9 protein-coding genes and 1 CRISPR repeat array are annotated in these 11,905 nt (G+C 37.4%); all 9 genes read right to left on the bottom strand.

The genetic code is table 11. The features are described 5' to 3' along the window. Window positions 1-51: 51 nt before the first annotated feature. Window positions 52-347: direct repeats of the CRISPR family, unit length 32 nt; unit sequence ATTTCAATCCACGCACCCGTACAGGGTGCGAC. A 169-nt stretch (window positions 348-516) separates the two neighbouring features. Beyond that, window positions 517-807 carry a CRISPR-associated endonuclease Cas2 gene (gene cas2, locus UB32_RS02165; protein ID WP_044390826.1) on the bottom strand — a complete coding sequence of 97 codons (291 nt, stop codon included), beginning with the start codon at window positions 805-807 and terminating at the stop codon, window positions 517-519. 9 nt (window positions 808-816) lie between these two features. Continuing rightward, on the bottom strand, window positions 817-1,848 hold the full coding sequence (gene cas1c / locus UB32_RS02160; protein ID WP_044390824.1) for a type I-C CRISPR-associated endonuclease Cas1c: 1,032 nt from the start codon (window positions 1,846-1,848) through the stop codon (window positions 817-819). Further along, complete coding sequence (gene cas4 / locus UB32_RS02155; protein WP_044390823.1) at window positions 1,845-2,504, bottom strand: CRISPR-associated protein Cas4; 660 nt, start codon at window positions 2,502-2,504, stop codon at window positions 1,845-1,847. The genes cas1c and cas4 overlap by 4 nt, the downstream gene beginning before the upstream one ends. Then, window positions 2,494-3,357 carry a type I-C CRISPR-associated protein Cas7/Csd2 gene (gene cas7c, locus UB32_RS02150; RefSeq protein WP_044390822.1) on the bottom strand — a complete coding sequence of 288 codons (864 nt, stop codon included), beginning with the start codon at window positions 3,355-3,357 and terminating at the stop codon, window positions 2,494-2,496. The genes cas4 and cas7c overlap by 11 nt, the downstream gene beginning before the upstream one ends. A 16-nt stretch (window positions 3,358-3,373) precedes the next feature. Next, window positions 3,374-5,242, bottom strand: a complete 1,869-nt coding sequence (cas8c, locus tag UB32_RS02145) for a type I-C CRISPR-associated protein Cas8c/Csd1 (protein ID WP_044390820.1) — start codon at window positions 5,240-5,242, stop codon at window positions 3,374-3,376. After that, a complete protein-coding gene (gene cas5c, locus UB32_RS02140; RefSeq protein ID WP_044390819.1) occupies window positions 5,239-5,949 on the bottom strand; it encodes a type I-C CRISPR-associated protein Cas5c in 711 nt (236 codons plus the stop codon). The genes cas8c and cas5c overlap by 4 nt, the downstream gene beginning before the upstream one ends. A 195-nt stretch (window positions 5,950-6,144) precedes the next feature. Then, window positions 6,145-8,571 carry a CRISPR-associated helicase/endonuclease Cas3 gene (locus UB32_RS02135; RefSeq protein ID WP_044390818.1) on the bottom strand — a complete coding sequence of 809 codons (2,427 nt, stop codon included), beginning with the start codon at window positions 8,569-8,571 and terminating at the stop codon, window positions 6,145-6,147. Between the two features lie 278 nt (window positions 8,572-8,849). After that, window positions 8,850-10,577, bottom strand: a complete 1,728-nt coding sequence (locus tag UB32_RS02130; protein WP_044390817.1) for a glycine betaine ABC transporter substrate-binding protein — start codon at window positions 10,575-10,577, stop codon at window positions 8,850-8,852. Continuing rightward, on the bottom strand, window positions 10,574-11,785 hold the full coding sequence (locus tag UB32_RS02125) for a quaternary amine ABC transporter ATP-binding protein (protein WP_044390830.1): 1,212 nt from the start codon (window positions 11,783-11,785) through the stop codon (window positions 10,574-10,576). Before UB32_RS02125 ends, UB32_RS02130 begins: the two co-directional genes overlap by 4 nt. Window positions 11,786-11,905: the final 120 nt, after the last annotated feature.

The raw sequence follows: 11,905 nt of genomic DNA, 5'->3' as shown, positions 1-11,905 counted from the left end.
CCCGTACAGGGTGCGACGGTTTATAGTAGTGATCAATTGGCATTGTCATCAATTTCAATCCACGCACCCGTACAGGGTGCGACTTCTTTCGTATTCCAAAACTTCAGCAGAATAACTAATTTCAATCCACGCACCCGTACAGGGTGCGACGCATTTCATCTTGACAGGCAAAGGTGACTTCACATTTCAATCCACGCACCCGTACAGGGTGCGACGTCGTAGCCGGCCAGACAGTCGGATGGGTCGAGGGATTTCAATCCACGCACCCGTACAGGGTGCGACAAAGGCATCCTATTCAGTGATGTCGATGTAACAATTTCAATCCACGCACCCGTACAGGGTGCGACAGCGATTTTTGGCCATAGACTCCTAATTTATGGGAGGATTTTGATCAAAAACACACTATTTCCTCCAAAATATTAGAGGACATAAACATATTTTACAAATAACGGGAGAACAAACAGTTATTTTAGGTGCGAATCCCCTTAGCTAATCATGTTCGCTTCCCATTCGCACTTAAAAAATTAATGGACCTTCTACATCCACCGACTCTTTTATACCTAAATGTTCCACTTTATTTTTGTAATTATTGCCTAATTGATAAAACCTAAGACTATCCTTCTCTTTGTCGATAACATTCGCAAGTTCAATTTTTAAAGCTGCGAATTGGGTTGAATCGACAACACATTCAAAAACGGAATTCTGGACTCGTTGTCCATAATTTTGACATATTTTTGAAACTTTTCGTAGTCTCTTTTGACCAGTATTACTAATTGTGCTGACATCATAAGTGATTAGTACTAACAAAATATCCACCTACTTCCATAAAAAAGGTGGGTACTCATCTAAGTCACCCCGTAAAAAACGGGCTAATAATAATGATTGCACATGAGGTACTAATCCCCAGGAGATTTTTTCACCAAGATAGGGATGCGTAATTTTTTCCTGTTTTCTGGATTGCCAAGCTCCTAAAAACCTTTTTCTGGCATCGTCTGTCATTATAACAGCCCCATTCTCTTTTTGATGAAAATCATCTTTACTAACAATTTTTTTATTGATTAATGATAGAACAAACCGATCAGCATAGACACCGCGAAGCTCTTCCATAAGATCTAATGCTAAAGAAGCTCTACCCGGACGGTCTCGATGTAAAAAACCAACATAGGCATCAAGTCCTACACCTTCTAAAGCAGCCGCCATGTCATTTGATAATAAAGTATAAGCAAATGATAGCATGGCGTTCACATTATCAGTAGGTGGCCTACGAGAACGGAATTGAAAAGAGAAATCTTCTTTTTGCTGCAAAATCATTTGATTAAATACTTTGTTATAACTAATGGCTGCTTGTCCTTCAAGGCCTCTTAGCCTTTCTAAATCTTCACAGTTTCTAACTTGAATAATTATCTCCGACAACTGTTTTGAAACCTCTTTGAATTGGGACACATCTACTCGCAACGGATAGTCTCTCGTTATTCTTTCAAGAATCCATTTATGATTGAAAATTTTCCCAACAATAAAATTTCGCGCCACTTTAGCAGAAACTACTTCATCATCAGATATTCGGTATTGTTTCTTTCTTAATACAACATTTCCTCTACTTTTCCCTATGACTCTTGCAAGAAATCTGCCGTTCATCGTAAAAAAAACGATAGAAATGTTTTTCTCAGCACAGTAACCCATTAATGCCGGACTAGCGCCAGTATATCCAAAAGAGTTGATTGCCTCTAAATTGTGAAGAGGAAGCCTGCCTAACTGTTCTTTTTCTTTAAGAAGAACAATATTATCCCCATCTAATGATAAGTAAACGTCTGGTTGTGTTATAAATAACGTGTTTAATAATTTTTTCATTCATTGATCTTCCCATCAATAAAACTTTTCACAGACTGTTTATTCATTAACTTCGGTAAACAAATATTTTGAAGGGAACAATTTTTACAAAATGAACCTGTTTTCACTTTCGGCGTATGCCTTCGATCATAATATTCATGCATTTCTGCAACGATTGTCTTTACTTTCAATTTGTATTCTTCCGTTAATGGCACTTCGACTCTGTGTTTAATTTCATTATAAAACATATAGCCCAGATTAACCTCACAACAGAGCATTTCCTCAATACAAATCGCTTGTGCCGTTAACTGCAAGACATCTGAATCGTCCAATTTGGGTTTCCCACGTTTGTACTCAATAGGAAACGCGGTATATTTTCCTTCTGAACCGCTAATTTCAACGCCTTTTTCATCTCGAATAAATTCAACAACATCGCAAACTCCAGTTATCTTTAGCTCGTTCGACCTAACTGGCATCGCTCGAACAATAAGTTTATCCCCGCGTTTTTCTCGAATAAATGGCTGATCCGCTTTTTGATGAAGATGTTGTCCTTCTACCGTCCGAACATTTTCTTCCCACTGCTGCTCTATATGGATTAGCGCCCATTGTCGTTTGCAAAATTGAAAATGTTGAATTCCTGACAGCATCAAATAATCATTTTCTTCATCATAAACCATCGATGATCTCAGCTTCTAAACCTTCCAAATGCTCAACTGCGATAGAGTAATCATCAAAAGATCTCGGCTCGTCCATTTTAGATTCAATTTTTATAGAACGATGAACTTTTGCTGACGAATATTGACCAAGCTTTGAATTATGTTCCCACCAAATTAGCTTGTGTACTTCCATACTTCCATCCGGTCTTGCAGCAGATGTATCATTTTCAAAAAGAGTAACAAGAGCTTGTTTGATTTTTTCTGCATCTTCATTTGTAAAACCCGTTTTTTCAGCAAGCTGTGTGTTAATACTGCCGTAAAAAACATATAACCCAAAATCCACCCGATGCTTCATACCCATTGTATCTGATCCTTTTTCTTTTCCAGGTTCTGAATTGACACTTTTCGTTATCTGCATACTAGTAATATCAATCGGATCAATACTGGTTGCGGTATGGATAGAAACCGGCCCCCTTACACCTACTGAAACCGCACTTCCACTACCAGAAGCTTTAAAAGCAAAAACCTGTCCAAAACTTCTTACATCAATCCATTCATTGCAAGCAATTTTTGCAAATTCATCATTGGTAGAAGTTTTTGATTTTAACAGTTTCAATAACTCCGGGTTTGATTCAGCTCTTTCTCTTAAGCTTTTAAAATCATCTACACACCGGTCATTTGATTGTACAAAAATAGATTCTCCCATGTCTTGCAAACGATTTCTAATTTTTCGTTTTATGGCAACATCTGAAATTTCACCATGGCCGTCATAATTTTGCCGTGGACGGTTACCATTAAGCGGATCTCCATTTGGATTTGCTTTTGTTACAGACAAAACTACAGAAAAATCAACTTTGTGATCTAAAATTGTCATTTTTTCATTCTCCTTTTTATTTTTCTATATTTTCTTTTTTCTGATACAACTCATGCCGTTGACTATAAAACCCTAATAAATATTTTCCTGATAATGGTTTATTATTAAAATCTGCATAATCAATTTGGGAAGCTACCTCATCTATAAGGCTGGATAAATATCGAGATTTTGTACCTAGTCTTGCTTGATATGGCTGCAGACTTTCTTGAATTGTTTTCCATGTTCTTGCAGGACTTTTTGAAAAAGAGTTCATATATCGAATTGCATTGCTTGAACGGTTTTCATCAGGCCCTAAAGCTCTTCTTTCTAGTACATCTGCAATCGCTAACAACCTACCAAATAAATAATCCCGTTCCTTATTTTCCTTGTCCAATGTCACATTGTACCCCTCCATTTTATTAATCAATGCACAAGTAATACTTAACGTTTTTTCCCACTCCCATTTCTCCATTGATACAGGATTGGAGGACCGATTCATTGCGTTTTTAACAATGTCTAATGGAATAACTTTATTATCAATAATGCAGGGTAGCAGTCGCTCCATTAATCCTTTCACAATCTTCTCGTTAGCTTTTGGTCCGTATGCTGCAAACGCAATGTCTTTTGTTGCCGGTGCTCCAAAAAAATGGACGTATTCACCATTGTCATTTTTACGGTAGCGATGAATCCAAGCACAAGTAGAATGCCAGTTTTTCAGCCTCTCTAAATAAAGCTCTTTGTGTAAATTACGGTAGTATAATACAGCTAATCGACCTGTAGTGGCAGAATCAAGTAATAAAACATTAACCTCTGATTTTAGCGTTAAATTATTTTTGTGCCCATCGAAAGCTTTCGCGATTTCTCTGGCAAACTCTTGATTTGTATGAGATATCTTTTCTCTTTCTATTGGCACAGGATCAATTGAAAAAGTATCTTCGGTGACATTAGGAATAGAAAGATCATCATTGCCCCAAACAAGAAATACCCGCTGATCAATCACTTTCCCTTGGCGATTAATCAACCATTTTAACGCATTATGTGCTTTTTGAGACACTTCATAACTGATACTTGCCACTTCAGAACTTTTATTAAAGCGCCCCCTAAATGTGAAACCGCTTGTATCGTTAGCTGAAATTAGCTTTGCTTTATCACCCGAATTACGTATTTTATTGGCGTGTTTATCCGTGCTAGGCAAAAAATTTCCTGTTATATAACAAAGATCTTTATCCCCTAATAAATCTTGATAAAAACGAATGAACGAATTATACATTTCTTGATCCTTCCAAACTTCTGTTAAAAGTTTTTTAGAAGAATAAACAGTAAATCGAATAAAAGCACTTTCCTGCCCACCAGTTACAACGGAAAAAATAGCTGGCTTTTCTGCGTAGGTGGACTCATACTTTTTATCCCATGTTTCGATTAAATAGCCACTGCCATCGAGAAATAATATCTTCGAATCAACTAAATCTTTAATTAAAGTTCTTTTTGATACATAGTTATAAATACTTTTCACTTTTGATACTGCATACGGCGATTCTGCCCATTCTTTTAATTGTGCGATATAGTATGTAAAGGGTTCCTCTTTTTTTATTTTGCCACCGTATGCAACAAAATCACCTGCCACATAACTTAACTTATCATGAAGTGGATAAGGAGCAATTTTTGATCCTGCTCGATTTGCGGATCCTTCAGTGCATGGAATTAATGTGTTCATTTCATTTTTATCTAGTATCCTTGCGGAATGAAAAGTTCCATCTTCTGTGATCGTTACCTCAATATGTGCATTTTGTGTTGTATGAGAAATTGGCAAAAGTGTAAATTCTCGATCATTCGATTTCTTTTCAACTACTCCTACTCGATCAAAATTTGATTCGTACGTTTCATATAAGTTTAATAACCAACTCATTTATTCCCTCCCTCCTCTAATTGACTCAAAAGCTCGTCTGCTGATTGGATAGTTGTGAAATTCTTTGGATGCATTTCTGTAATTTTTCTTATTAAAGTGCATTGGTCTGGATGTGGAAACTTGATAATTCCCTCTTTCATCACCGGATTCCACAGTCGAACTTCCATTTCATTTCTTCCCGTTTCATCAGGGTAGTTAATCCCATGTATCATCGTTCCATAATGGATTTCTCCTTGGTCATAGAAACCTTCCCCCTCGCCAAAAACACAAGGTTCTACATATGCTTGACATTCCCTTGTTCCTAAGAAAACATCTCTTCTCCCTCCAGCTCGGAGAGATCGTTTCAGGATATTAAAATGTTTGTTTTCGTTTCGATCAAATGCCATGTCTGGTCGATATGGATTAAAGATAAAATGTGCGCGTACTTGATAACGAACATCCTTTAGGTAAGTATAATTTGCTAGTGTATTTCCTCCCCCATATTCAATGGGACGAATACCTTTAGATTCCATTTGGATCGGATTCATTATCCTTACTTCATCCACAACCATCAGTAACGTAGGCTTCCAATAAATTGATTCTACAATTCCTTTAAGTGCCTGGTAAGTCGGGATTTGATAGGATAGTTTTTCTCCCCCCATCTTTGTTAAAGGATCTGTGAATAAGGCATATTTTCCATAGACTTCGAATTCAATCATATTTCTCATCATTTCACCTCCAAAAATTCTAAATATTTTTTATAATTAAACAATACTCCTCTTTGAGAAAAATTTAAATGATATATTATATGAACTTTTTGTAAACTTTCTTTAATATGATATAATTAAGTTGTCGCTTTCTTCTTAGCGCGGATTGAAATATATAGTATATTATTTGTTAAAGCCTATCTATAGATAGGATTTTCAAATATATTCCAAAGGTAACTGACTATCGTTTTCTAAATTAAGTCCAAATTCTCTGTCATAAGCTCCTGCTTTTAACACAAAAATTTTCCCATCCAAATAACTCACTAATCCATCATTTTTAGATAGTTGGTCCAGTTCATATTTAAAAAGATTGATTGTATAATGCTGGGCTTTGCGTAGTAATCGAGTAAGATCATCAATGGAACCATCACTGTTTAGATTTGCGATGATCTCTTTGCCATCTTCAAAAGGTACAATCACAGATGTTGTCAAATCTTCAATAACTTGAAAATGCTCTGCTGCCGTTTTATAGCTGTTGACAAGAAATAACGGAGGAACGCCTCCATTCCTCGCCTTGTAAGCTTGATAAAATCCGCTTTTATTTTTATTAGCCGTCAATAATTCGGTCATCGTTTTATTCAAACCAGGAATAAAATAATTTAAGTCGGATGAAAACTTAGTGTAAAATTCTTTAAAATACCTTTCCATTGCGAGCTTTGATAGAATATGTCCGCCATGATTTGAAGCATCTTGGTTTAGATCGACTAAAATTTTTTTTGATATCTGTTTGCCCACGCTAATTTCCTTTAAATGTTTTAAGTTTTCCTCCTCATGATCAATAACATAAACATTTTGAATATCTTTTTCTCCATGTCGATTGCATCGTCCAGCAGCTTGGGCAATAGAATCCAATCCAGCTAAGGAGCGAATGACACATTCAAAACTCACATCGACTCCAGCTTCAATTAGCTGGGTACTGATACAAATGATTTTATTCTTGGAAAGAAGGTCATCTTTAACTTTAATTAATATATTATTTCGATGTGCTGCACACATGGAAGTACTTAAATGATAAGCAGAAGCCTGGATATTCCTTTCCTTTAAAATTGTGTATAAGTTTTTAACGACAGTCTTTGTATTTAATATAATTAAAACACTTTGGACGTCTTCCATTTTAGCCTCAATAAAATCTGCTAATTTTTCATTAGTAAAGGTTTGATTTGTTGCCAAGTCGATAATCTCTACTCGCCTAAAAGCTTCAATTACTTGATCAAGATGACCAATAATCTCAGCATCCGGATTTATTTCTAACTTATTTTCCACAAAATCCAACGCTGGTTGAGTTGCAGTACATAAAACAATACTAGACTGTGCATATGTTTTTAAAAAATTCAAAGCCTGATTAAATAAAGAAACACAGGATATTGGAACTTTCTGTACCTCGTCAAAAATAATTACCGATTCAGCTAAATTGTGTAACCTCCTTATGTTTCTGCTTCCTTTTGCATAAAAAACATTCAAAAATTGAACCATCGTAGTAAAAATAATGGGAGAATCCCAATTATCTTTTGCGATTTTTAATTTTTGCTGAACACTCATAAACCCGTCTTGCAATTCATCGTTCTCATTTTCGTTTTCAATTATATTGGAATGATGTTCCAATATATTTCCTGAATCATGTAAAATATCTCGAACTTCTTGCGCATTTTGTTCAATAATAGTGGTGTAGGGAACAATGTAAATAATCCTTTTTTTATTGAAAAGTTTGGCGTGTTTTAGTGCATAACGTAAACTTGCTAATGTTTTTCCCCCGCCTGTTGGTATTGATAATGTATAAATCCCTGATGGTTTCTCCGCAAATACATCACATTGGTCTGACATCTCAGTTCTTAAAACATTAATAGGGTGATCAGCGTTAGAGTCGTTTTTGAACGTATTGATTTTATTGATAACTTTCTCGTAATACACAGAAAATAGTTTTTCATGATCAATGGTTTTTTCATTGGTTCGATTTCCCTCAAATTGTCTCGTATTCGTACGGTCTGCATCAATCAACGAACTAAAAATAAATTTTGTTAAAAACATTAATTGTTTTTCAGTGTTTTCCGAACTTTCTTTTGCCAAAAACGCTTCTAATTCAATTGCTGCTTTATTCACAAAATGATGAAAATCTTGCTCACTGATAACGTTTTCAAAAAATAGTTTCTTTGTTATTTCAAAGTCTTTTAAATCCTTATCGCGTACTCTACTTAAATAATTAGATTCCAATTCCGGATTCAAAAAATCTTGCAAATACGAGTGATGCGACAGGATGGCATTACCGACAATCTCAGCAACAACTCCCTTATATCTTGAAATATTATCTTTGTGAAACAATTCGTATAATAATTTCCCTCCTGCCGTTGAGTGGTCAACGCTTCCACGTTTAGGAGGTGCTGCAGGATTATTAACTGCTTGTAATATGTATTCTCTAAATTCATTCGAGTATTTACCAAGGTCATGCAGCATTCCAGCTAAACCAGTTAAATGCTTTACCCCTAGCTTTTCTCCATATGTTTCTGCTAACTCTTTAGCTGCCAACAAATGTTCTTCAACAGTTTGAATCGTTTTGTCACTTTCACGAATGTGAGCGATAAAATTCATATAATCCCTCCGTTAGAAAATGAAAAAAGCAGAGGTCACCCTTGGTCTAAGTGTGTTCCTTCTGCTTCACATGAGGTAAGTTCGAAAACTCCAAAATTTTACTCTAATTTTATTTTGAGTTTTCTGTCTGATTTTGTCAATCATTATCATAAAACTTTTGGAATAAATTTCGACATTTTCCTTCTATTTCCGTATAAGCAAATAAATTCGCGATTGATTGCCCCCTTAAACCAATAAAAAAGAGGACAGTCAATTAGAACTGTCCCCTGCTTGCAAGGCTATTTTAACTCTTCAATGGAATTAATTTCTACATATTTTGGAACGACTAAGCCATTTTTTGTTCCTTTTAGATTGAGTCCGAGATCGACGAAATCGTTCTTGTAGGTATTAAAATATTCTTCATGGGTACTTGGCAGCCAAGCTCCAACGAGTGCATCGGAACTGCCGTTCGCAACACCGGCATACATCGGACCAACTTCAACCTGGCTGAGGGAGACATCGTAGCCATACTGTTCAAGAACCTTGCCGATGACGTTCGTACTGGCGATTTCTGTATCCCAAGCCACATAGACAAGGTTCATTTTTTTGCCATTTCCCTTGTCGGCACCATTTGTCCATTTAGATACTTTCTCTTGATTTTCAGCAATCCATTTTTCAGCAGCTTCACTTGGAGACATTCCTTCTTCGATATAGACCATCACTGCTTCCATATCGCCCGTCTCCCAGGAAAATTGATCAAGGATTTTATAAGCACCTGGAGCATCTTGTTCAAGGCCTTTCCTGACGATAGTATGGATTTCTTCGGCCCCGCCAAATACACCTTTCGGGTCATCAAGATACTTTAGATCAAACTTTGAAAACATCCAATGAGGTGACCAGCCGGTGATGATGATTGGCTGCTTGTTTTCATAAGCTTTCTTTAATTCTGCAATCATCGCTGCTGAAGATCCTTCTACAAGCTTCCAATTATCCAGTCCATATTCCGTTATCGAGCTGTTCGCCTGTTTCATGATTCCTGCTCCAGGTTCAATCCCGATTATTTCATAATTGGTTTGTCCACCGATTGCCTTTGGATCTCCCGGTAAATCCTTTTCAGTGGCAAGGCCTTGTACAACAAGGGTTCCAACGATAAGTGCGACGATAATAGAAAAAACATACTTCCCTTTAATGATATGGCCGTATGCCGGCTTGCGCAGATTTTGCGTCAGGCGATCGAGGATGATTGCAATAAAGACAATCGATATCCCTGCTTCAAACCCTTGACCAACGTTTATTTGGCTGACGGCCCGGTAAACATCTGCACCAAGACCAGGTGCTCCAACTAACGACGCCGTAACGACCATCGACAAAGCGAGCATGATGCTCTGGTTAACCCCAGCTAAAATGGTTGGAGTGGCCAATGGCATTTGGACTTTGAACAATTTTTGGTTGCTTGTCGAACCAAAGGCATCCGACGCCTCAATCAGATCATTAGGAACTTCGCGAATCCCAAGATTGGTCATGCGGATGGTTGGAGCAATTGCGAAAATAAACGAAGCAATAATCCCCGGCACAACTCCGATTCCAAAAAACAGAATGGAGGGAATCAAATATACGAATGCAGGCATTGTTTGCATGAAGTCCAGAATCGGCATAACAATTCTTTGCACTGTTTTATTTTGAGCACTCCAAATTCCTAATGGGATCCCAATTAGGATTGTCAGAAATCCCGACACCAGAACAATCGCCAGTGTTTGTAACGCTGATTCCCAGTATCCCAAATTATTTATCAATAACAAGCTGACAAACGTAAAGATTCCCAATTGCCATCTGCTTGTATAGGCCAACAATAAGGCAAGAACGATGATGAAAACAATCGGGGGTCCTGCGCCTACTACATTAACGATAAGGTTCAATAACCCATCGATTGTCGCAGTAATAAAGGAAAATAAACCAGCAAATGCTATAGTAATCCATTCCACAAAGGAATCGATCCAACTTCCAAGAGGGATTTTGGGTAAATTCATGTCAAGTCTCCCTCCATTTCGTTCAGTGAATCTTTATTGCCGGCTAGAGCACCTATGACTGCACCTCTGATGATGATTCCTTTCATTCTTTTTTCTTCATCAATTACAGAGATTGGAAAACTTGATGTTGCCATCGTATCCATAAGATCGGCCAATAATGTATCCTCCGTAACCGTTGGAATTTCAGTTGTCATTACGGCAGAAATTGATAGGTTCTGGTCGATGGCCTGCCGGGCTTGCTCTGCGGTCAAAGCCCCAAGCAGTTTTCGATGGCGGTCGACAACAAATATGCTGGAATACCCTTGGTTCCGCATAATTTCAAGAGCAACCCGCGGACCTCTGTCAACACTGATTCTTTCCGCCCGTTTCATAACATGTGAAGCTGTTAAAACTTTGGATAAATCAACATCCTCAACGAATTTTTCGACAAATTCATTAGCAGGCTGCATCATAATTTGTTCTGGTGTTCCAAGCTGAATGATGCTCCCGTCCTTCATCAATGCAATTCGATCCCCGATCCGCAATGCCTCATCCAAGTCATGTGTAATGAAAATAATGGTTTTCTTGTATTGTTCTTGAATTTCAATCAATTCATCCTGCATGTCTTTTCGGATTAAAGGGTCAAGAGCGCTAAAGGCTTCATCCATTAAGATGATATCGGTATCACTGGCAAGCGCCCGTGCAAGACCAACCCTCTGCTGCATGCCGCCGCTCAGCTGGGATGGAAGCTGGTTTTCATAGCCTTTTAAGCCTACACTCTCCAAAGCTTTCATCGCTTTTTCTCGCCGTTCTTCCACGGGTACTTTCTTGATTTCTAGACCATACTCTGCATTCTCCCGAATCGTTTTATGTGGGAACAAGGCGAAATTTTGAAAAACCATGCTCATTTTCTTCTGTCTGATTTCCCTTAATCGAGCACTGTTCATCTTGACGATATCTTCATTGTTAATAAAAATCTCCCCGATCGTCGGATCAATAAGCCTGTTGAACATTCGGATTAAGGTAGATTTCCCACTTCCAGATAAACCCATAATCACAAAAATTTCTCCAGGGTATATTTCGAAGTTGACATTATTAACGCCAACTGTCTGTCCTGTCTGTTTCAAAATTTCCTTTTTCGATTTTCCTTGCTTCAATAGATCAATTGATGCTTTAGGAGATTTCCCAAAAATCTTGGAAACATTCCTCACTTCTACTATCGGATTCATCCAGTCACTTCTTTCTTGTAAAATTGTCCATACAAATAGGTTTACCATTAATTGAATTTTATTGCCAGGAAGTTTAGAAAAGGCAAATAAAGGGGGAACCACCAAGTGACATCCTTGATA

Origin of the sequence: Mesobacillus subterraneus, from assembly GCF_000934845.1 — a bacterium.
Lineage (GTDB): Bacteria > Bacillota > Bacilli > Bacillales > Cytobacillaceae > Mesobacillus > Mesobacillus stamsii.
This window is presented reverse-complemented; position numbering and strand designations above follow the sequence as displayed.

What these genes read in the sequence shown, in the direction of transcription:
- UB32_RS02135 (WP_044390818.1), bottom strand. Translation starts at nt 8,571, where the DNA reads ATGAATTTTATCGCTCACATTCGTGAAAGTGACAAAACGATTCAAACT.
- cas7c (WP_044390822.1), bottom strand. Translation starts at nt 3,357, where the DNA reads ATGACAATTTTAGATCACAAAGTTGATTTTTCTGTAGTTTTGTCTGTA.
- UB32_RS02125 (WP_044390830.1), bottom strand. Translation starts at nt 11,785, where the DNA reads ATGAATCCGATAGTAGAAGTGAGGAATGTTTCCAAGATTTTTGGGAAA.
- cas8c (WP_044390820.1), bottom strand. Translation starts at nt 5,242, where the DNA reads ATGAGTTGGTTATTAAACTTATATGAAACGTACGAATCAAATTTTGAT.
- UB32_RS02130 (WP_044390817.1), bottom strand. Translation starts at nt 10,577, where the DNA reads ATGAATTTACCCAAAATCCCTCTTGGAAGTTGGATCGATTCCTTTGTG.
- cas1c (WP_044390824.1), bottom strand. Translation starts at nt 1,848, where the DNA reads ATGAAAAAATTATTAAACACGTTATTTATAACACAACCAGACGTTTAC.
- cas5c (WP_044390819.1), bottom strand. Translation starts at nt 5,949, where the DNA reads ATGAGAAATATGATTGAATTCGAAGTCTATGGAAAATATGCCTTATTC.
- cas4 (WP_044390823.1), bottom strand. Translation starts at nt 2,504, where the DNA reads ATGGTTTATGATGAAGAAAATGATTATTTGATGCTGTCAGGAATTCAA.